The organism is Paenibacillus sp. MAEPY2 (assembly GCF_000499205.1).
Classification (GTDB): domain Bacteria; phylum Bacillota; class Bacilli; order Paenibacillales; family Paenibacillaceae; genus Paenibacillus; species Paenibacillus vandeheii.
Genome location: NZ_AWUK01000038.1, coordinates 208286 through 231336 on the forward strand (window position 1 = coordinate 208286; position 23051 = coordinate 231336).

Sequence of the window (23051 nt, forward strand, 5' to 3'; positions counted from 1 at the left end):
AAACGTTCCCGATTCGCAGGAATACGATGCGAGCGGGAACGTTTTGGGTTAGATATATTGAAATTTTATGTTGCAATGAAGCGTCTATTTCAGTTTTCCGGCACGAATATCGTCGGTCATACCGGGATAAGGCGCGATGGAAATAAGCTTCTGATTGTCGATCCCGGCATTTTCCATAAATGTGATATCGGCAAATTTGGGAACGACGTATTTAGGATATGTTTCATACTTTTCGCGTGACTCGATCATGAGATCGATATAGTCGTTCTGGTAGCAGACGGTAATTTCCGGATGCTCATGAACCCATTTCGGGAAAAAAATAATCCCGTGCATCCGCTTCTCGCGCGGCATAAAATTAAGGGAAACATCTGTTCCCAGTCGGCTCGGTCCATGATACTTTGTAGACACCCTCGGTTAATTTCACAATGTTGACTTCCTGATCCCGCACCCAACGTCCTGCAACCATCCCGCTGTGAATGCGATAATCAATGGTATGATCGTTTTTGATGTAGATTTCGTATTCCCAGCCGTTTTCGGCTTTTGTCCCGTCAGAATTTCAATGGCGTTGAGGGGAGTGACCCACCTATCTCAATCCTGTAGACAGTTTACGTTTACGGCTTGAAATAGGCGGAAATATGGCCCTGAAATCTATATTAATAGATACGATAGTTGCCGCTCAAAGCCAGCAGACTAAAGAAATAAAGACAGTTGTCATAGTATCGGCGCACACCTTTGCGCAGCGGCGTGTTCCAAAACTGGTGCACGAACTGGCTTGCATGTGGACCGTCTGCTGCCAGAGAAGCCATGGCATTGGTAGCGAGGAGCCCAACCGGATGCAGCGATGGCTCGTCGAAAGGCTCACCTTCAATGGTATAGCGACGATAATCAGATACTTCAATTTCACTGAAAAAAGTCTGTATGCGATTGGACTGCTCCACTTGCCAGTGATCCTTACGGAACCATTCCCAGTCGAGGGCTATATTGGCCGCAACCCGGTAAGCATCACTGTAAAAGTGTCTGAAATCTCCATGACGTTGTGGCGGTGCGGGTGTGCCGTCAAAATTGGCGTACTCGGGTGAGAGTCCGGTCACCGGGTGACAGGCTTTGTGCAGATACGCCCGGCTGGTTGCCGCAGCCTTTTTCCAAAAAGCTTGATCGCACTCATCTGCGTATTTTGCGAACAGTTCATAAAAATGGGGCAGATGATAGGAGGGGTCGCTAAACGGTGATTCCGGTATGAACTTGATTAATTTCGTTTCCGGGTCCCACATCGGATCGCCTTCGCCATGTTCTCCTTGATGCAGGCATGCATGTAATACTGTTCTCGCTTGCTCTGCATAATCATATGGCGGGGGTCCATCTCCCCAGCGGTTGGAGGCAAAGAAAAGGGCCATTGCAAAAAATTCTTCTCCGTCCGGTGCTGGGCCTTGCGATATTCGCGTGCCATCAGGTTTGCAATGCCATGCAAAATAATCCTTGTATCGACCTTCCGCATGCTGCATGAATGTTTTCGAGAAATTCCAGAGTCGATCGAACTCTTCTTTTTTGTTCATTTGCACAGCCATCATCATGCCGTAAGACATGCCTTCGGAACGCACATCAAGATTGCCAGTGTCAAGGATGTATCCTTTGTCCTCACCCATGGGGTGATAGATGCGTGTATCCGGGTCACCGTAGAACAGTTCGGTCCAAGTGTCCTTGATTCTTGCCTTGATTTCCTCATCCGTATAACCGAGTTCCAAAAACATATTTCTGTATTCAGAGGTAGTGTAAGCGCCTTCAATAGTGTGAGTCAAATTCGTTGCCTCCTTTTAGTCAATCATACTTGCTAAAGTATATCATGCGGGCTACTTATCAAATTAAAGCATTCACTTATAAAATTACAGTATTTTGGCCCGAGCTATTGGCATGAAGAAAAATATACATATCATGAAAGAGTACTGATTGGCTGGATTACGTCATTTTCTTTCCATATTTGAATGTTAAAATGAATTATAGCCCTAAAAGTTGTATCGAATATGAATATGGGAGGAACACAATGACAGAAGCAAATCAGAATCATCAACGCATGTGGTACAGCAAACCTGCCAAGGTGTGGAACGAGGCTCTGCCAATTGGAAATGGTCGCCTTGGTGCAATGATATTTGGAGGCGTAGCCGAGGAACGCTTGCAGTTGAATGAGGATTCCATGTGGTACGGTGGAGCTCGTGATCGTAACAATGAAGATGCACTCCCTAATCTGCCTCGTATCCGCAAGTTCATTATGGAAGGGAAACTTCGGGAGGCTGAAGAGATTGCTTCCATGACGATGGCGGGACTTCCAGAGGCGCAGCGACATTATGTGCCACTTGGGGAACTGCAGTTATCGTTAAGCCATCATGATGGTCCTGTCGAGGATTATGTACGTGAGCTTGATTTGGAACGGGGCGTTTCAAGGGTAAGCTATCAGGTCAACAGCATCCGTTATTCACGTGAGCTGTTTGCCAGCCACCCGGATCAGGCCATCATACTTCGAATCTCCGCAGATACAAAGAATGCAGTATCGATAAAAGCCCGATTCAACCGACAGAATTGGAGGTACATGGAAAAAACAAAGAAGTGGGACCAGAGCGGCCTGATCATGCTTGGTGAATGCGGTGGTAAAGAGGGTAGTTCTTTTGCTGCTGTTATGAAAGCGGTACCAAAAGAGGGTTCCTGCCGCCTTCTGGGCGAGTACCTGCTGGTGGAGGGCGCGACCTCGGTCACACTGATGCTTGCTGCGGGAACGACTTTCCGTCAGGAAGATCCGGAGTCACACTGTAAACTTCTCCTGGAAGAGCTTGGCAGGATTCCTTATGATACGCTGCTTGAAAGGCACACAACGGATTATGGTGAACTCTACAACAGAGTAGCATTGGATCTGACAAAGAGCTCTGATCGTAATGAACTTCCAACTGACAAAAGATTAGAAGAATTCCAAAAGGGATCAGAGGACCCGGGATTGATAGAGACCTATTTTCAGTATGGCCGTTATCTGCTCATTTCCTCCAGCCGACCAGGCTCTTTGCCTGCAAATCTTCAAGGGATATGGAATGACAGTTTTACACCTCCGTGGGATAGTAAATTTACGATCAACATTAATGCACAAATGAATTACTGGCTGGCCGAAAACTGCAATCTTGCAGAGTGTCACGAGCCATTGTTCGATCTGATTGAGAGAATGCGGGAGCCGGGCCGAATCACGGCACGGGTTATGTATGATTGCCGAGGGTTTACGGCACATCACAATACGGATATTTGGGCAGACACAGCGCCTCAGGATACCTATCTTCCAGCTTCGTTCTGGCCGATGGGAGCTGCTTGGTTATGCTTGCATTTGTGGGAGCATTATCGCTATAGTCAGAATCGCATTTTTTTGGAACAGGCCTATGAAACCATGAAGGAATCGGCCGAATTTCTCCTGGACTATCTGATCGAGGATGCAGAAGGCCGTCTGATTACTTGTCCATCCGTCTCTCCTGAGAACAGCTATAAGCTGCCTAGTGGCGAGATTGGGGTGCTTTGCGCTGGGGCTTCAATGGATTTTCAGATCATCGAAGCACTGTTCAACGCTTGTATTCGCAGTGCCGAGATGATTGGAAGAGACCATTCATTCAGGAAAGAACTCGCTGATGCCCTGAAGCGAATCCCGAAGCCGCAGATCGGCAAGAACGGCCAAATTCAGGAGTGGATGGAGGATTATGAAGAAGTGGAACCAGGCCATCGACACATCTCGCATCTATTCGGGCTGTATCCTGGAGAATGTTTCACTCCAGCACATACGCCGGAATTGGCGAAGGCTGCACGAATCACGCTTGAGCGCAGGTTGGAAAATGGCGGTGGACACACGGGCTGGAGCCGTGCCTGGATCATTCACTTCTGGGCACGCCTTGAGGATGGAGAGATGGCTTACGAAAATGTCAGAGCTCTGTTGGAGCACTCAACGTTGCCTAATCTTTTTGACAATCACCCACCGTTTCAGATTGACGGCAACTTTGGTGGAGCATCGGGAATTGCCGAGATGTTACTTCAGAGTCACACTGACGTGATTCGGCTTCTGCCTGCTGTACCTGTCCAGTGGCATGAAGGGAGTGTTAGAGGCCTCAGAGCCCGAGGCGGATATACACTCGATTTCTCCTGGAAGATGGGGGAGGTGACTACAGTAACCGTAAAAAGTACAAACACTGGTGTTTGTCAGTTGCAAGGCCCTGGTCTCAAGCCCATTTCCTTTAATGCAGAGGCTGGACAGTCCTATACTTTCACCTGACGGATTGACATTCAAAATTGGCTGCCAGAAGGCTGGGTATTGGAATACAAACTATACTTTGTCAGGTAAAGACATAGCATTTAACAGGTTGTCTGCTTTACGTGCGAGCGTTAGACTTTAAGTTAATAAAGTATAAAAGACATCTGTTAGCATACGATGTTACTCTCATTTATCCGGGAAGGGATGATTTTTCATGCAGGACATGAGTGAGACATCCTTGAACTTCGAGTCGCAAGCTTATCGTAATCTAATTGCAAAATCGCTGCTGCATAAAGGTCATAATGTCAGACTGAAGAAGGCTATCGAGAAAACAAAACGCGGTGAGCATGTAACGATTGCATACATCGGTGGCTCGATTACTCAAGGTGCCGGGGCTGAACCGATTCATATGAATTGTTATGCATATCAATCCTTTCACCTTTTCAAGAAAATGTTCGCTCCAACAAGTAACAGCTCACTACGTTTTATTAAGGCCGGGTTAGGCGGAACACCTTCCGAGCTTGGTGTAATCCGCTATCATCGGGATGTACTTAGAGAAGGGGAGGTCAAGCCAGATATAGTCATTGTGGAGTTCGCCGTGAACGATGCCGATGATGAAACCGAAGGAACATGTTATGAAAGCCTTGTGCTGCAAGCGCTAAGAGCTGACAATGATCCTGCTGTCATTCTGCTATTCAGCGTATTTAAGAACGACTGGAATCTGCAGGATCAGCTGGCACCTGTAGGTTGGCACTACAACCTCCCGATGGTAAGTGTGAAAGATGCGGTTGTAGAACAGTTTCAACTTCCCTCTGAGGAAGGAAGACTCATCTCCAAAGAGCAATACTTCCATGACATCTATCATCCGACCAATGCCGGGCATCTCATCATGGCCGACTGTCTGGGCTGGCTGTTTGAGGTAACGGATCGTTCTGACCTGGATCATGGAAAGGATATGATTAATAAACCACCACTAATCGGAAATGCATTTGTCGATGTGAAGCTGCTGGACCGACTGAATGGCGAGAGCGTCGCCCGCATCGATGTGGGAGGTTTTGGAGAAACGGATACGGATCTGCAAATGGCTGAGATGGATGATGATCCATACGGCACGGCTCATTTTCCTAATAACTGGATGTATTCTAGAGAGAGCGGGAGTCAAGCTGGCAGCTTCAAGATGATTCTGCGGAGCAAGCGGCTCATTCTGATTTTCAAGGATTCTGCAAGTGATGAGTTTGGTACCGCAAATATATGTTTGGACGGGGAGCTGGTCCATAAAGCTGACCCGCATCAAATCAATTGGACGCATTGTCATGTGCTGCTCCTGTTCGATGAGAAGCAGTCCAGCGAGCACATCATTGAGATTGGAATGGCCGAAGGTCATGAAGACAAATCGTTTACGATATTGGGGTTTGGTTATGTCGATTAACAATGGCATCTGGCTCAATAGAAGCTTGAGATGCAAGTGTAGGAGAGGAGAATGAGGATGATCGCAGCACCAAAAGGATATGACCAGTATAGGGAGGGCATACCGCGCGGGATCATTGAGACGGTGGAATATCCCTCGACCACGGTGGGGAATTCGCGCAAAGCAATGGTGTATACGCCTCCCGGATTTTCTTCGGATAATACGTATAATGTCCTGTATCTTTTACATGGCATAGGCGGGGATGAAACTGAGTGGTACAATCATGGCACTCCTCAGGTCATTCTCGATAATCTGTACGACGATGGCAAGCTTGAGCCGATGATTGTCGTTTTCCCCAATGGCCGCGCGATGCCGAATGATCGAGCAGAGGGGGATCTGTTTGATCCGGATAAAATTCAAGCGTTCGAGAGATTTGAATCCGACCTGCTTGACGATTTAATTCCTTATATTGAAGAGAATTACCCGGTGTGGATCAATCGGGAAAACCGCGCGATTGCCGGTTTATCGATGGGCGGTGGTCAATCCTTAAATATCGGATGGAGTAATCTCGATCGATTTGCATGGATTGGAGCCTTTTCCGCTGCCCCAAACACGCGTGCTCCGGAAGTGCTCATCCCTAATCCGAGTGAGATTACCGGGCTTGTGAGAAACCTTTGGCTTTCCTGTGGAGATCAGGATAACCTCAAACATATCAGTGATCAAATGCATGCTTATTTGGCTCAGCACGGCATTTCTCATATTTGGAATGAGGAACAAGGTGGGCATGATTGGCCAGTATGGAAGAATGGACTGTATCAATTCTCCCAATTGCTTTTTAAAATTTGATTTAGATCTCTTGGATCACTTAACTTAGTGAAACCTGATTTAAACGGTTAGACTCTATCCTGTCAAACCGTTTTTTTGTTGTCTGATCATTCGGGGGATCAGGTGATCCGAATCCTGATTAGGTTTTGCCATTTGACATCTACATCACTATATCGTAATATTACAATATAACGTTTTAGGAGGAATGAGTTTGAATACACCTGCCTTTGATAGTAGTGATCTTAAGCAGTTCGACGAACCTGCTAATCTGCTGAAAGCTTTATCTCATCCCATTCGTTTGTGCATTGTACGTGGGCTGATGCGCAAAAAGAAATGTAACGTTTCATATATGCAGGAGTGTCTTGATCTGCCGCAATCAACCGTATCTCAGCATTTGCAGAAGCTGCGCAGTGCAGGTATTGTCGCCACTGAGCGCAATGGCCTTGAAGTGAATTACGTGCTTGCGGATCAACGGATTGAACAGATTATACCTATTCTTTTTGGAGAGGACGATTGTGAATCATGAGCAAAAAAGTATTGATTGTTGGTGGCGTAGCAGGGGGCGCATCTGCTGCTGCTCGCCTGCGCCGCCTGGATGAACACGCCGAAATCATTATATTTGAGAAAGGACCCTATATTTCATTTGCCAATTGTGGGTTACCTTATTATATTGGAGGCACGATCGCTGACCGCGATCGTCTGTTGGTACAAACACCCAAAGGAATGGCGGATCGTTTTCGAATCGATGTACGTACGAAGAGTGAAGTCATCGCGATTAATCCGGACAATCGAACGGTTCAGGTACAGAGCCATGAGCGCGGACAATATGAAGAAAGCTACGACGAGCTAATTTTGTCACCAGGTGCACGGCCTATTATTCCTGATCTGCCGGGGAAGGACAACCCGCTTATTTTCACCGTTCGCAGCATACCGGATATTGACCGCATCAAAGAGCAAGTGAATTCAGATAACAACGCTTCTTCAATCGTTATTGGTGGTGGATTTATCGGTGTTGAAATGGCAGAAAATTTAAAAGAAGCAGGACTGGACGTCACACTGGTCGAGGGTAACGGACAGCTGCTCACCCCATTTGATCCCGAGCTGGCAGCGGCACTGGCACAGGAAATGGAGCAGCATGGCGTTAAGCTGCTATTTTCACAGCGTGTTCAGGGTTTCCAATCACGTGAACAAGGGATTGGTGTGGAGCTTGCCGATGGTCAGATTCTGTCCGCAGATCTGGTCATTCTGGCGATAGGCGTAGCTCCGGATACTTCTTTTCTGCAACATAGCGGTGTTTCCCTGGGTGCACGTGGACATATTATGGTCAACGAAGCGCTGGAGAGCAGTGTACCGCATATCTATGCAGTCGGTGATGCCATTGAAGTAAATGATTATATTCATGGAACGAAGACTGCGATTCCGCTGGCTGGACCTGCCAATAAGCAAGGACGCATTGTTGCCGATCGGATTGCGGGATTACATTCAACGTACAAAGGAACACAAGGGACGTCCATTATTAAAGTATTTGGAATGACCGGTGCTTCAACCGGCAGTAATGAAAAAACACTAAAACGTCTCGGAATTGATTATCGCACGGTTATCGTACACCCTGGCTCTCACGCCTCGTATTATCCAGGTTCCAGCGCGATCACTCTCAAGCTGCTGTTTGCACCGGATGGTAAAATTCTTGGCGCTCAGGCCGTCGGTTATGACGGAGTGGATAAACGAATAGATGACATTGCGGTAGCCATACATTTTGGCGGTCACATCAGCGATCTGGCTGAGCTTGAGCTGAGTTATGCACCGCCATATTCCTCTGCGAAAGATCCGGTTAACATGGCTGGATATGCAGCAGAAAATATCATGACTGGGCGGGTAGACACGTTCACCTATGATCAGTTGTCTGCACGCGAACCCGAACAGTCTATATTGCTCGATGTGCGCAGCGAACTGGAGTATCGTAATGGGAACATTCCGGGTTCATTAAATGTTTCAGTGGATGAGCTTCGTCAGCGTATTCATGAATTGGATTCCTCTAAAGAAATCTGGGTCTACTGCCAGGTCGGCTTGCGCGGATATACAGCTTCGCAAATTTTACGACAGCATGGCTTTAAAGTGAAAAACCTGAGTGGAGGCTATAAAACATACCGTCAAGCGCAATTTATGCCCACACCATTTTTTACAGAAAGTCATGATAATACAAACGGTCAGAGTTCTGTCGAACAACTGCCTGCTACCAAAGAAGCTGCATTGGAGCCGACCCAGCCGTCGTTAATGCAACCTTTGCATATTGATAATGAACTGAACGTATGCGGTTTAAGTTGTCCCGGTCCGCTAATCCAGGTCAAGAAAAAAATGGATCAACTGACAGACGGACAGACCCTGCGCGTAAAAGCTTCCGATCCGGGATTTTATGAAGACGTCAAGGCATGGGCAACCATGTCAGGCTCCACACTTCTACAGTTGGAACGTGGGAAGGGGAGCATTATTGAGGCGGTACTTGCCAAGAACACAGCCCAACCCGTATCCTCAGCTAAGCAAACTCCTGAAGCTGAGCCTGCAAGTACGTTGGTTGTTTTCAGCGGCGATCTGGATAAGGCCATTGCGTCATTTATTATTGCGAATGGGGCAGCGGCAAGTGGACGAAAAGTAACGATGTTCTTTACCTTCTGGGGATTGAATATCATCCGCAAGCAGCAGCCACAACCTGTATCCAAAACAGGGATAGGCCGAATGTTTAACATGATGCTGCCAAGCAGCAGCCGCAAGCTGGGTATGTCCAAAATGAACATGCTGGGAATCGGGCCAAAAATGATCCGCGGTCTGATGAAAAATAACAATGTTGCTTCTCTGGAGGAACTGATACAGACCGCAGCTGAGCAAGGCGTTGAGATGGTGGCTTGCCAGATGTCCATGGATCTAATGGGCATTCAACGTGAAGAAATAATGGATCAGGTTACCATTGGTGGCGTGGGTTATTATTTGGGACAAGCGGCTCAGGCAAATCATAACCTGTTTATATAAAATTCGATATTAATTGGATCTCTGTTACAACCTGAACATCCTAATCTTATAAAAAAATCATCTATTTGAGTCTGTACGTTTTCCGATGAAAGCCACTAATGTAGTGGCTTTTTCTTTATATACTTTTTCTTTACGAACCAAACTTCGCTCTTGTTGTTTATAAATGAACCTTCTTGTCCTTTCACGCAATAAACGGAACGGAATATGCAATGAAAATGTTCCTTAATTACCTTATTATGTAATAAACCTGCCATGATTCAGTTCATATAGTAAGCGCTCTCCAATTAGTTTCTCATGGGTTAGTACAATGTACAGGATTCTTTATTTGAAGAGGAGGATGAGGTTAATGAGTGTACGTTTCAAAAAAACGATTAGCGTAATACTTGCCTGCTTGACTGCTCTGCCCGTTATGATCACGGCACAAATGCCAGTGAAGGTGTCTGCAGCCAGTGATGTAACGATTAACCTGTCGGCAGAAAAACAGATTATACGGGGCTTTGGAGGAATTAATCATCCTGCCTGGATCGGAGACCTTACAGCGGCGCAACGGGAAACCGCTTTTGGTAACGGTCAGAATCAACTCGGCTTCTCTATATTGCGAATTTATGTCGACCCGGATCGGAATAACTGGTATCGCGAAGTCCCCACAGCCAAACGTGCCATTGAACAGGGAGCTCTCGTATTTGCTTCACCATGGAATCCGCCCAGTGACATGATTGAAACCTTTAATCGCAACGGGGATACAAATGCCAAACGACTCAAATACGACAAATATGCCGCATATACGCAGCACCTGAATGATTTTGTTACCTATATGAAAAATAATGGTGTAAATCTGTATGCGATTTCCGTACAAAACGAGCCGGATTATGCACATGATTGGACTTGGTGGACGCCTCAGGAGATGCTTCGGTTTATGAAAGAAAATGCCGGATCAATTAACAACACCAAGGTGATGGCACCCGAGTCGTTCCAATATTTAAAAAACATGTCTGATCCCATATTGAATGACCCGCAGGCTCTTGCCAATATGGATATTCTCGGTGCCCATACGTACGGAACACAGTTCAGCAATTTCCCTTATCCGTTGTTCAAACAGAAAGGCGCAGGGAAAGAACTTTGGATGACTGAAGTTTATTATCCAAACAGCAACAATAATTCGGCTGACCTCTGGCCAGAAGCGCTCGACGTCTCCTATCATATGCACCATGCTATGGTAGAAGCAGATTTTCAGGCGTATGTCTGGTGGTATATCCGCAGGCAGTACGGTCCCATGAAAGAGGACGGCACAATCAGCAAACGCGGTTACAATATGGCTCATTTCTCCAAATTCATTCGTCCAGGTTATGTCAGGGTTGACGCAACCAAAAATCCGGATACGAACACATATACCTCAGCTTACAAAGGAGATAACAAGGTCGTTATCGTTGCAATCAACAGAGGTACCTCGGCAGCAAGTCAAAGATTTGTTTTGCAAAACGGCAATGCTTCTACAGTTTCCTCCTGGGTCACGGACGTCAGCAGAAACCTGCAGGCAGGATCACCCATTAGTGTATCCAGTGGTGCTTTTACAGCCACGCTGCCACCACAAAGTGTTACAACCTTCGTTGCCAGTCTGACAGGTGTTTCGAGTGTTTCCAATACGGATAGTACCTATGAGGTCGAGACGGTTCCTAATCAGGCAGCAGGCAATTGAAATCATTCAATGTTAAAGGAACAGCCTGCTGCATTTAAGGCCAATTCATTCAAGAAAAAAAGACGTTCCTGGATTACCGGGAGCGTCTTTTTTTCGTATGACTGGTGTAACTTATAACGGGGAGGTGACTGTTCCTTCTATAATAATCCAGCCCATTTCAGACCATGCCAAATCCCGTCTTGCTCTGCATGGGTCGTCACATGGGAAGCTATTTGTTGCAGAGGATACGGGGCGTTGCCCATGGCAATGCTACAGCCTGCATAGCGAAACATCTCCATATCATTGAAGTTGTCACCGAAGGCATACACATTTTCAGGGGGAAATCCGATTCGGGCAGCAAGTTTGGAAACACCTTCCGCTTTGGAGCCCCCCGCAGGCAGAACATCCATGGAGAACGGATGCCAGCGGACAAAGTGGAGATCACGAAACCTGTCGCGGTAGGACGATTCCTCTTCTGGTGAACAGAACAGCATCGTCTGATAGATAAGTCTGTTTTTGCAGAATTGCTGATTAACCCCAGGGTGGGTCACGCCAAGCGAAGTTAGGCAAAGGTCTACATGGGGGTGATAATCCTGACTGCAGCTCATTTGCGAATGATCAAGATAGACGAGTGGATGTCCGGATAAGCCAGCGAATGCAGACAGTTGATTCAAAGCATCCGACCGGATGGGATTGCTGTGAATGAGTTCCCCTTGATGAATCACATATTGTCCATTGAAGCTAACATAAGACGACAGTCCAAGTTCAAGGCGAACCTGTTCCAACATGAAAGGAGATCGTCCTGAGGCCAATGCTACCGTATGACCGGCTTCTTTTAACGTCTGAACGGCTTGCTTCGCGGAAGCGGGAATCCGATTATGACGATCCAGAAGAGTACCATCGATGTCAAAGAAAATCAGTTTCTTGGTTTGAATCAAAACGTCACACTCCTTCGCCGCTGACGGAAGAAAGACTCAGACTCACTTGGTCGTTCAGGGAGAATGGAAGGGGAGAGATGACTTCCCAACGTGTATCATCGCTGCGGATGTCATAATGAAATTCTTTCCCTTGAAACTGGACATTGACAATCTCACCCGATATCCCGGCTTTGCCTGAAGGCTGCAGTTGGAACTGATCCGGCCTGACGGGATATAAGCCGTGTGATTTGAAATAGTTCGCAACCTGCTTGCCAGGCCAGGAAATATTCGTACCGCCCTTAGGCATGAAGACATCTGCATCCCAGTTACCTGTGACCAAGTTGGATTTTGAAACGAATCTCGCTACGAATTCGGTCTCCGGCCGCAAATAAATTTCCTGCGGCGTTCCAGCCTGCTCAATCCGTCCATCTTTCATAACGATGATGCGGTCAGCCATAGCAAGGGCTTCGCCTTGATCATGCGTAACGTAGACTACAGCCGATTCGGTATTTCGGTGTACCTGTTGAATCTCACGTCGCATATCCATGCGAAGCATGGCATCCAGACTGCTGAGAGGTTCATCCATCAGCAGCAGTGATGGTTGGGGAGCGATGGCCCGTGCGATAGCGACGCGTTGTTTTTGTCCCCCGGACAGCTCATGAGGCATGCGGTCTGCCAGATGTGAAAGTCCCGACATATTCAGAACTTCATGGATCCGGTTCTGTTCGTTATTTTTAATATGAGAAGGTGTTGATTTGTGTGTCCGTATGGGGAAGCGGATGTGCTCAGCCACATTCATATGCGGCCACAGTGCAAAGGACTGGAATACCATGCCGATTCTTCGTTTTTCCGGGGGAAGCAATGTCCCTGAGCCTGCAACCACCAGGTCATCCATGAGAACCTCGCCGCTACTCGCCTGCTCGAATCCGGCAAGAATGCGCAGTAATGTAGTTTTCCCACAACCTGACGGTCCAAGGATCGCTACGAATTCTCCATCCTTAATCGTTAAGTCAATGGAATGAAGTGCCTGGAAACTGCCGAAGGATTTGCTAACCTGTTTGATCTGGATACTCATGACTTCACTCCCTTACGTGCAGCCCATCGCTGAGCGATGAGCAATATTACTCCTCCTGCCGCAATAAGTGCGACAATCAGACTGGACAATGCGGTTGAATAGAGGGTATCCCCTGCCTGCTCAAAACTAAATATGGTGACACCAATAGTCTGTGAACCCGAAGAATATAACAGTGCCGATACGGTAAGCTCGGTCAGGGCAGTCAGGAAGACCAACATGCCTCCTGTCAGAATACCCGGCAGCAATAATGGCAGCAAAACTGCCGTCCACTTGCGCCAGAAACCTGCCCCGGAGATCCGTGCAGCCTCCTCCATCGATGAATCCAGCTGCATGAATGAAGTGACACTTGAACGAATCTGAAGAATAAGAAATCGACAGATATATGCGATAAACAAAATGGTCATCGTCCCATAGATGCCAGGGTTCCAGCCAGGGATCGGCTCCATCCATACCAGAATCATGGACAGGGCGAACACGATACCAGGTAAGGTGTAAGGAACAGCAGTGGCCAGCTCGGCCATTTTATTGAATCGATTAGGCTTACGTACCCGTATATATGCAAATCCTGAGCCTATAATCAGACAAGCGAGCATCGTGACGAGGGCGAGGACAAGACTGTTCTGGATCGCCTGCCACACACGCTCATTCTCAAAGAGAATATATCTGTAATTGTCTAATGTCATATTGGCACGTGTAAGACCGAGCCCATAGGCTCTTTTGAAAGACATCGAGAACATGGAAGACAATGGAACAATAGTAATCAGCAAGAGACCAGACCATATAGCCAATGTTAATGGCTTCCGCATGCGACCCAAAGCATATCTGGGGGCCAGATCGGGCTGCATCGTGTCGGAGGCATGATTTTTGCGCAAAAGCATCCATTGCAATAGACTTCCGACTATCGCAGCTGCACCGAGCAGCACAGATAAGGATGCACCACGGGCGAATGCTGAAGGTCCAAACCCGATAATTTCTTCATATATAAGCGTGCTGAGAACTGAAATGTTCACAGGTGTGCCGAGAAAGGCTGGTATGCCGAAATTGTCCAGCGAAGCCAGAAATACAAGCAATCCTCCAGCCGTCAGGCCCGGCAGGGCAAGTGGCAATGTAATGCGAAGGAAAACTTCCATCCTTCCGGCACCTCCAGCTCTTGCAGCCCATTCCAGATCACGCGGGATTTTGCGCAGTACATCCAGTGTGAACATGTACACCAGCGGAAAATGATGAATACCCATAACAAATACAATTCCACCTAAACTGTACATACTCCTTGGGGCGAGTCCGGGATGAATCCATTGCAGTACACCCGCAAGCCATCCCTGTGATCCGGTAAAAGAAGACCAGGACAACGTAAGAACATAGGAGGGTAGAATAAAACAAAGTAAAATCCCCATATGCAGGGCGGACTTATTCCGGATATCCGTGTAGGCAACGATCCAGGCCAGTGCTGTTCCGAGCACCAGAGAGAGCACAGTAGAACCGGTAACGATAAATACGGTATTGCGCAATGTGGACCAAAAACGGTCCTGTTGCAGTAATTCGCTATAGTGAGATAGCGTTAAACCTTGCTCGCCCTGAAAACTGAGAAGAACCAGCTTCAGGATGGGGTATACAAAAAATATCAGTACGGCTGCTGCACCCAACAGGGCTGCCAGTCGATTCCAACGTAACAGACCGGAGAGGGAGGAAAAGGGCTTGCGCCCTTTTGCTTGTCCCCGCAGAACCATTCTATTTGTTTTCACTTTCTCCATAAGAACAGCTCCAATCCTTACTCGCCAAACACATTAATGAATTGCTGTTTGTCTGTTTCGCGATCAACTGCAAGTTTGGCTGCATCGCCAGGCAAAATCTTCATTTCCGATACACCTTTAAGTCCTTCAGGTGGAGCAACGCCTTCACGGATAGGGGAGTATCCGATCTCGGCTGACAGCTTCTGGCCATCTTCAGAGAGAACGAAATCCACAAAAGCCTGGGCAGCAGGAACATTGGCAGCTTCTTTCATGATCCCAATCGGTTCAGTGATGATCGGAACACCTTCTTCCGGATAGATCAGTTCAACCGGAGAACCTTTCGCTTTTTCTCGGGCCACGAGGTAATCAACAACGACCCCATACGATTTTTCACCGCTGGCTACAGCTTTTATTACGGCACCGTTACCTTTAATGACGGACATACCATTCATCTTGGACTCCTGCAGAAAATCCCATCCGAATCCATCTGTACGGCTGAAGACACCAATGTTGTAAGCGGCCGCGCCAGAGTATAGAGGACTCGGCATGATACTTGCATTTTTGCTCTCAGGCATGGTCAGCACTTGCCAGGAAGTTGGTTGGGCTGTGACTTTTTGGGTATTGGTAGCCAGTACCGTTGCCATCACCTTCGTACCAGCGTACATGCCATCGGGATCAACAAGATCTGTCGGAATCTGACTTAATTCTGGTGACTTGTAAGCGAGCAGAAGATCATCGCTTTTCAGATTTTCAAAGGTAACTGCATCCGCCAGCAGGAGTACATCCGCCTGAGTTTTGCCTGCCTGGCGCTCTGCCTGAATTTTGGCTGTGACTTCCTCCGTTCCAGAACGGAAGATGCTAACCTGAACATCGGGATATTTTTGGTTAAAAGCATTGATCAGTTTGCCTGCATCCTCTTCAGGCTGAGAGGTATAGAAGGATAGCTTGCCTGATACCGAATTTGAAGCGGCACCTGAATTGCCTTGATCTGGAGTGGCTTGTCCCTGAGCGGAACAACCACTGAACACAATCATGCCTGCCAGCAGGGGCAGTAGTAACGTCTTTTTAAATGGAATCACAGATAATCTCTCCTTTGGGTGTCTATCTTATCGGTTATTAAGTCATACTATCTCAGAAATGAGAATCGATTAGAGCAAGTAATTGTGGATGGCCTGTGCCACACCGTCTTCAATGTTGCTGCCCGTAACTATATCCGCGATTTCCTTCACATGAGATTCGGCATTGCCCATGGCTATACCAATTCCTGCCCATTGCAACATATCCAGATCATTATCATAATCCCCGGCAGCCGCAACCTGCTGAGGTTTGATATCGTGTGCGCGGCACAATCTCTCCAGGGCTTCACGTTTACTAATACCAGCGGAGTTGACATCGAATCGCAACCTTCCAGTTCGCGTGCATTCAAACAATCCTAACCCGCCAAGGGTATGAAATAGTTTCTCGCGTGAGGCATGGTCCTTACAGATGACAGCTGCTTTGTAGAGCATGTTCGGCATATTGCGTACAAAGGCTCTGAAATCCTGTCCGACCTCGACCAATTGAATAAGATCAGCCTGATCCTTGTACCGTTCTTCCGATCCTTCTAATTCGGGTCGGATGACGACATTGTTCAAGGCCCAATACCTGTTGATATCATTGATTTCCTGAACATAGAGCACATTGTATCCATAGAAATGAATGTAGGCTCCTTCTTGCTGGATGACATCCAACATAAGCAGAATATCTTCCGTTTTCAGTGGAACACCTTCAAGCATTTCACCTGTCACCGGATCTACGGTCACCGCTCCGTTAAGTGCAACCAGTGGGAAAGTCATGGAGACTTCCCTGGCATGAAGCCATACGGAAGCGGGAAATCGGCCGGATGCAATGGTGACATTCACATTCCCTGACATGAGTTGCTTGATGGAGCTTCGTGTCATGGGGGTTATTACTTTGTCCGGATTCAGCATCGTGCCGTCCAGATCAAGGGCCAACAATTTGTACATGAGAAGATCCCCCCGATTAAATAGCTTACACGGTATACATTCGCAGTGGCACGGGTATATCCACAAGCCCCCCATAGGAACGACTTGCTTCATGGCGCATCAACTCGAGATTGCCATCCCCGGGAAGATGAACCAGGACGAGCTGTTTTACATTGGCTTGTCCAGCAATCATGCCTGCCTCAAGTGCATCCATATGTCCCTGGCCGGTGGTATGTACACTGCCTTCACAGATGGTAGCCTCGCATAAAAAAATGTCAGCATCCCGTGCAAGTTCGATAAGAGAATCACAATAGGAGGTATCGCCGGAATACACCAGCACCTTGCCTTTATATGTGATCTTGACGGCATAACACGTAATGGTATGCTGCACCTGTACAAATTCAATCTCTGCACCTGCTAGTCGAATCGTGGTTGAAGGGTCAATGGTAATGACCTCGGTATGCTCACCACGCAGACCACTCAGGAGCTCAACTGGATTATCCGGAGCATACAGCTTCAGTTTATGCAACATACGTCCATTGCGAATGGCGCCGGCAGCAGCATATTGGAGCACACCAAGATCTGCGATATGATCATGGTGTAAGTGAGACAGAATAACACCAGATAATGCCTCTACACCTGTCTCGGAGGGAAGCTTACTCATGACGCCACTGCCACAGTCCAGCAAAATTTGTCCTTCATCTGTGGTTACAAGGTAACCCGCAGTGGCTCCCCCTGCGGCGGGATATCCCCCCCAGTAACCCAAAATTTTCACATTCATCTTTTGCACCTCAGTCTGTCTTGTTCTACACCCTTTACAAATGTTCCGTACAGTTACAATTGTAAGAAGGCTTTATTACTTACGTGTCAAACGAATGTCAATCTTGTGTAAAATGCTATTGGGGCATATCTTCCTTGCTTGACTCGACTGTGAGTGCCATTCTATAGTGGGACATATGTACGGATGGAACTATAAAATTAAAAGGCGGACTTGTATGTGAACATAGACGAACGCAAAAATATGGTAAGAGTCTGTAAAATGTATTATTACGAATCCTGGACACAGGAGAAGATTGCCGAGAAGTTGGGTGTATCCAGGCCAGTCATATCCAAGATGCTCCAGCGTGCCCGTGAAGAAGGAATTATTGAAATTGTCATTCACGATGATGACCATGAAGTCTCCAAATTGGAGAACGAGCTCGAAGCTCTGTTTAATCTGAAGCAGGCGTTAGTTGTTCCAACCAAGGATCTCAACAAAGAATTGTTATCGAGTGCCGTGGGTAAGGCATCAGCACAATTTGTTCTGAAATTAATCAAAAACGGAGATCGTGTAGGTGTTTCTTGGGGCAATACGCTGTATCATATGGTTCGGGAATTTCCTCTGGAGAAAAAAGAGAATGTTAAAATCATTCCACTCGTTGGCGGAACAGGAAATTATCGAAATGAAATGCATTCAAACCAAATAGCTTATGAGTTATCCAAAAAGTTGGGCGTGACCTGTGATACATTGTATGCTCCTGCGGTCGTTGAAACAGAAGAGCTGCGAGAGCAAATTATCGGCATGCCCAATATCTCGGCCGTGCTTCAAGAGGGAGAAAATATCGACCTCGCACTGGTAGGGATCGGGAATCCGTATTCGATGTCAACAATGGAACGCTCCGGTTATCTCAACGAGCAAGTATTAGATGAGTTAGAAGAATTGAATACGGTTGCGGACATTAATTCTGTTTTTATCACCCGTGAAGGCACGGTTACGGAACACCCCATCAATCACAAAGTGATTGGTCTTGGACTTGAGCAGTTAAAGAAGACAAAAACAGTGGTGGGTATGGCATTTGGTCTTCACAAAATTGATTGCATCCTGGCAGCTGTACGTGGAGAGTACATCAATATGCTGATTACGGATGAATCTACAGCAAGTCATATTATTAAGCTCACCAATGCAAAAAAATGAGTGCAGAAAGAACCTAACGACAGTCAATGATTTGGCTGTCGTTTTTTTACTCAAAAGAAAGAGGAGAACACCGCCAACTCCTCATCTAGCGCTTATAATTTACTATTGCGATCAGGCGTAACCTTCAGTAAATTGGGAGGTATACACCGATGGAAGGGCTGAGCAATAATCATGTGGACCCGATGGCTGCAACGAATAACCCCTGGCACCTTTAAACACCGAATATTATTTTCCTTCCTGTTATTTCTCCTCGCGCCCATAGCCATATTATTCCTCTACAACTTCCGAGAATCAGAAATGATGCTTCAGCGGGACGCTTCGGACAGTAACGTCAAGCAGCTCGAAGGCATCAAAGCCGATCTTATCGATTTGATGAGTCTTGTGATGAAGACTGGGATGTTGTTGGATCAGGATTCTGTCCTTCGCGAAGTGATGCAGAAGCCGGAATTATACGATGCCATCCATCGAAAGCGGATTGTGGAAAATAAATTCGCCAGTATTGAAAACAGCTTTTTCCTTACAGGTGCTACGGTATTCTACACATTGATCGATTTAAAAGGAAACGCTTACACATCGTATACACCGGAGAATTCTCTGAACTATGCCCACATCAGCACCGAGCCCTGGGTACAGGAGCTAAAGAGGACTGAGGGACAGCGGTACGTATGGAAATCCAATGATCTGACGACCGGCGTTCGTGAGAGAAAAGGTAATCGGATGCTGAGCCTTTATGAAGTGCTGCGGGACGACGGATTACAACCATTCGCCTACGGACGTTTTAGTATCGATTATGAAGAATGGTTTCAGGAGAAAACGAAAAAAAATCCATTCGGCAGCGATAGGGAAGAAGCCTATTTTCTGCTGGACGGACATGGAAATACGATGCTTCAATCAAAGTTAGGGGAGGACGTGCCCTCTACCGTGTCATCTGCCATAGCGACAGCAAGTCAGAGCCAAGGGCAGGAACAGGGACAGGATTCCTCCTCCCAATCCATTGTGAACAATCACATGCTGTATACCTATACCAAAATTCAAGAGCTTGATGGTTATCTTGTGAAAAAGATTCCTCTTTCCTTGTTATTTGAAGAGGTGAACAAACAGAAGCTAAGGTTTTATACCGTATATGGTGCCATCCTGCTGCTGTTTGTGCTGTTAACTTACCTCATTTCTTCAACCGTTACCGGTTCATTAAAGCAACTTCAACGCAAGATGGAGACCACAGTGAAATTGAACTTGAAGACAAAGCTGCCGGAACAGGGCAGAGGTGAATTGCTGGCGCTAACCCGAAGCTTCAATTTCATGATCGCAGACATCAATAATTTGTTGGAGCAGTTAAAGCTTGAGGAGCGGCAAAAGCAGTTTGTCCGATTTCAGGTGTTGCTGGGTCAGATGAATCCACATTTTTTGCTCAATACGCTGAATACAATTAAGAGCATTGCACTCGATAAGGACGAAGATGAGATTTACGAGATTTGTGTATCACTAGGAAAAATATTAGAAACAACGCTGAATTTGGAGGTTGACCTTATTCTGCTGAAGGAGGAAATTGTACTAATTGAATCCTATATGGATATCCAACGGAAACGATTTGGACATGGTATTGAGCTCCACTATGAAGTGTCCAGGGATCTGGAGTATGCGCTGATTCCGAAATTTTGCCTGCAGCCGCTGGTAGAAAATTCGTTGATTCACGGGTTTGGTCAAACACAGCTTGAGGGGCGGATCGACATTCGTGCATCATGCGACCATTCGCTGCTTATCTTGGAAGTTGTGGATAATGGCATGGGGATTAAGAAATCGCAGGCGAATCAGTCCTACCGGAAACGAAAAAGCATTGGCGTACAAAACCTTCGAGAAAGCTTGGAGCTTATGTTTAAGAACCAGCCAACAGGACTTCGATTGGAGTCGACGGACGAAGGAACGAAGGTTATCATGCATTTCCCATTATTGTTATCCAAACCATATTTGAAGGAGGGGAACACCATTGTGGCGCACATTGATCGTTGAAGATGAACAGTACGCGAGAGCAAGCTTACGCAAATTGTTTGCGAAGGCGAATGTCCCGTTTGAAATTATAGGCGAGGCGGTAAACGGCGAGGAGGGGTTGCAGTTGATCCGTGAACAGCAGCCTGATGTGGTCATTTCGGATATTTTCATGCCGTTAATGGATGGTGTCCGGTTACTCCAGCTGACGAGAAAGGAAGGCTACGAATGTCGGTTCGTTATGTTGACGGTAGTAAGTGAATTCGAATATGCCAGACAAGCGTTGGAATACGGTGCCTCGGGTTATTTGATGAAACTTTCTCTGGATTTGAAGGAACTTACGCAAACCATGGACAAAGTAGCCGGAGAACTGACAAGAATGGATAAGCTTCGCCTGGCAGATAAGTGGTTCCCAGATAAGACTGCCCAAGAACCAACGGATCATCCGGAGCTGAATCGAATGATTACCTACATTGAGGAGCATTTCGCCGAGGATGTGACATTAAAGAGATTGGCTGAATATGTTCGCATGGATGCCAGTTATGTTAGTGACTTATTCAAGAAAAAGACGGGTATCACGATGACGCATTTTATTCAGAACCGCCGTGTTCAAGCAGCAAAAATGCTGCTGACAGTGACAGAGAAAACGGTTAGTGAAATTGGCCGGTTGGTAGGCTTCGAGAACGACAATTATTTTATTAAAATATTCAAACGGTGGTGCGGATTAACTCCGAACGAATACCGGAAAGAACAAAAAATCGTTCTATGAATATCCAAACACCGTTCATACCCCCAATGGCAGGCTGGTGATAAAGTTAAAGACGTAGCAAGCAGCTTATCAACTCGATAAGGGGGGACTGTACATGAAACGTAGAAATTGGTTAAAGGCAGCTTTGATTACGACCTTGGCAGCTTCGATGCTCAGCGCGTGCGGAAACGCTAACAGCAACGAGGGAGCAAATGCAGGATCGGCAAAAGAAAATTCCGGTGAGACTATCAACCTCACGCTTTGGGGAGCTGTTCCTGCTGAGGCTGGACCTCAAGAAGTGATTGACAGCTGGAATAAGGAAAATCCAGATATTCAGGTCGAGTACTTCCGTTATGTAAATGATGACCCCGGCAACCTGAAGCTGGATACAGCGCTCATGACGGGTCAGGATGCGGATTTGTTTATCAACTACACCATTAACCGCTTACAGAAGCGTGTTGATGCAGGAGTCGCTTTGGATCTGAGCAGCAGAACAGATTACAACATCGACGAGCAAATGGGAGTGGATGCCGCTCAATGGAAAATAGGAGATAAATACTATGGCATCCCGACAAAGAAAAATATGTTGTTCATCTGGCTAAACAAAAGCATGCTGGATGAAGCCGGTTTACCGATTCCTCCCGTCGATTGGACCTGGGACGACTTGAGAGAATATGCGAAAGCGCTAACAAAATCGAATGTGTACGGTCTAATGCAGCATGATGCTGCCTTTACCGCTGCAATCGATGGTACCATCGCGGGTCTTGGTGTAACCACACCGGAAGGAACATCTAACTTTAATAATGACCTTTGGAAAAAGCAGCTTCAAATCGTGCATGATATGATGTTTGTGGACAAATCGACACCGGAATATGGAGAACAAGTAACAAGCAAGATGCCGGTAGATACCATGTTCCTGAAAGGTGAAGCAGCCATGTTAGCCGCAGGAGAATTTATTTTCCGCAACGCCAATAACCTGAAGGAATTTCCGCATGACTTCAAAATCGCATTCGCAACGATTCCGAAAATATCCGCCGATCAAAAGGATTATAAATATGCTGGCGGTTTAGGTGACATGCTCTCCGTTAATGCAAAATCCAAGCATCAGGATGCGGCATGGAAATTCGCAAAGTGGTATGCCGACGGCGGAATGCTGCCGATGGCAAGCGGGGGACGCCTTCCATCCTCAAAGAGTGTTGATAACAAGCAGGCAATGGACTTACTGCTCAAGGGTGTTGAAGACAAATACGATACAGAGTCCATGAATAGCGTAGTGTTCGGTGAGTTCCCATCGTTCCAGCTGAATGTACGGCAGCAAGCACTGGATGCCCGCAAGGAAGAATACGAGAAATACTTCCTGAATGAGCAGGATATCGATACAACGCTTAAGAATATGGCCAAACGCCATCAGGATTATATCAAATAATCGAATATCGATAATAGTCCTTAAGAGAGAAGAAGGA

At 46.7% G+C, this 23051-nt stretch carries 17 protein-coding genes and 1 pseudogene; 10 read left to right on the forward strand and 8 right to left on the reverse strand.

Features of this window, described 5'->3' with window-relative positions; all coding sequences use genetic code 11:
* Positions 1–84: 84 nt before the first annotated feature.
* Both P364_RS35670 and P364_RS0128110 read right to left on the reverse strand, forming a co-directional pair.
* Positions 85–514: pseudogene (locus tag P364_RS35670) on the reverse strand (phenolic acid decarboxylase).
* Positions 515–653: 139 nt separating this feature from the next.
* Positions 654–1748, reverse strand: a complete 1095-nt coding sequence (locus tag P364_RS0128110) for a glycosyl hydrolase family 8 (protein ID WP_052016809.1) — start codon at positions 1746–1748, stop codon at positions 654–656.
* Between the two features lie 290 nt (positions 1749–2038).
* On the opposite strand from P364_RS0128110, the gene P364_RS0128115 reads away from it, so the two are divergent.
* From P364_RS0128115 to P364_RS0128140, 6 genes are all read left to right on the forward strand, one after another.
* On the forward strand, positions 2039–4285 hold the full coding sequence (locus P364_RS0128115) for a glycoside hydrolase family 95 protein (RefSeq protein ID WP_024633361.1): 2247 nt from the start codon (positions 2039–2041) through the stop codon (positions 4283–4285).
* Between the two features lie 193 nt (positions 4286–4478).
* Complete coding sequence (locus P364_RS35675) at positions 4479–5693, forward strand: SGNH/GDSL hydrolase family protein (RefSeq protein ID WP_024633362.1); 1215 nt, start codon at positions 4479–4481, stop codon at positions 5691–5693.
* Positions 5694–5750: 57 nt separating this feature from the next.
* Positions 5751–6518, forward strand: a complete 768-nt coding sequence (locus P364_RS0128125) for an alpha/beta hydrolase (RefSeq protein ID WP_236642111.1) — start codon at positions 5751–5753, stop codon at positions 6516–6518.
* A 184-nt stretch (positions 6519–6702) separates the two neighbouring features.
* Positions 6703–7023: an ArsR/SmtB family transcription factor gene (locus P364_RS0128130; RefSeq protein ID WP_029881364.1), complete on the forward strand. Its 321-nt coding sequence runs from the start codon at positions 6703–6705 to the stop codon at positions 7021–7023.
* The gene (locus tag P364_RS0128135) at positions 7020–9521 is read left to right on the forward strand and encodes an FAD-dependent oxidoreductase (protein ID WP_024633365.1); all 2502 of its coding nucleotides are present in this window, start codon (positions 7020–7022) and stop codon (positions 9519–9521) included. The genes P364_RS0128130 and P364_RS0128135 overlap by 4 nt, the downstream gene beginning before the upstream one ends.
* 346 nt (positions 9522–9867) lie before the next feature.
* A complete protein-coding gene (locus P364_RS0128140; protein ID WP_024633366.1) occupies positions 9868–11217 on the forward strand; it encodes a glycoside hydrolase family 30 beta sandwich domain-containing protein in 1350 nt (449 codons plus the stop codon).
* A gap of 137 nt (positions 11218–11354) precedes the next feature.
* Here the strand turns inward: P364_RS0128140 and P364_RS0128145 are convergent, their stop codons facing one another.
* The 6 genes from P364_RS0128145 to P364_RS0128170 form a co-directional block, all read right to left on the reverse strand.
* Complete coding sequence (locus P364_RS0128145; RefSeq protein ID WP_029881366.1) at positions 11355–12131, reverse strand: Cof-type HAD-IIB family hydrolase; 777 nt, start codon at positions 12129–12131, stop codon at positions 11355–11357.
* 7 nt (positions 12132–12138) lie between these two features.
* Positions 12139–13188, reverse strand: a complete 1050-nt coding sequence (locus P364_RS0128150; RefSeq protein WP_024633368.1) for an ABC transporter ATP-binding protein — start codon at positions 13186–13188, stop codon at positions 12139–12141.
* Complete coding sequence (locus tag P364_RS0128155) at positions 13185–14939, reverse strand: ABC transporter permease (protein ID WP_024633369.1); 1755 nt, start codon at positions 14937–14939, stop codon at positions 13185–13187. The genes P364_RS0128150 and P364_RS0128155 overlap by 4 nt, the downstream gene beginning before the upstream one ends.
* Positions 14940–14956: 17 nt before the next feature.
* On the reverse strand, positions 14957–15952 hold the full coding sequence (locus tag P364_RS0128160) for an ABC transporter substrate-binding protein (RefSeq protein ID WP_052016815.1): 996 nt from the start codon (positions 15950–15952) through the stop codon (positions 14957–14959).
* Positions 15953–16066: 114 nt separating this feature from the next.
* Positions 16067–16924: an HAD family hydrolase gene (locus P364_RS36365; RefSeq protein WP_024633371.1), complete on the reverse strand. Its 858-nt coding sequence runs from the start codon at positions 16922–16924 to the stop codon at positions 16067–16069.
* Between the two features lie 25 nt (positions 16925–16949).
* The gene (locus P364_RS0128170; protein ID WP_024633372.1) at positions 16950–17684 is read right to left on the reverse strand and encodes an MBL fold metallo-hydrolase; all 735 of its coding nucleotides are present in this window, start codon (positions 17682–17684) and stop codon (positions 16950–16952) included.
* Between the two features lie 216 nt (positions 17685–17900).
* On the opposite strand from P364_RS0128170, the gene P364_RS0128175 reads away from it, so the two are divergent.
* The 4 genes from P364_RS0128175 to P364_RS0128190 all read left to right on the forward strand — a co-directional run bounded on the left by P364_RS0128175 (position 17901) and on the right by P364_RS0128190 (position 23014).
* Complete coding sequence (locus P364_RS0128175) at positions 17901–18857, forward strand: sugar-binding transcriptional regulator (RefSeq protein ID WP_024633373.1); 957 nt, start codon at positions 17901–17903, stop codon at positions 18855–18857.
* A 297-nt stretch (positions 18858–19154) separates the two neighbouring features.
* Positions 19155–20864, forward strand: a complete 1710-nt coding sequence (locus tag P364_RS0128180) for a cache domain-containing sensor histidine kinase (protein ID WP_236642110.1) — start codon at positions 19155–19157, stop codon at positions 20862–20864.
* Positions 20842–21609 (forward strand): response regulator transcription factor, encoded by a 768-nt coding sequence (locus tag P364_RS0128185; protein ID WP_024633375.1) that lies wholly within the window; start codon positions 20842–20844, stop codon positions 21607–21609. Before P364_RS0128180 ends, P364_RS0128185 begins: the two co-directional genes overlap by 23 nt.
* Before the next feature lie 94 nt (positions 21610–21703).
* Entirely contained in the window at positions 21704–23014 is a 1311-nt protein-coding gene (locus P364_RS0128190; protein ID WP_024633376.1) for an ABC transporter substrate-binding protein, read from the forward strand.
* Positions 23015–23051: the final 37 nt, after the last annotated feature.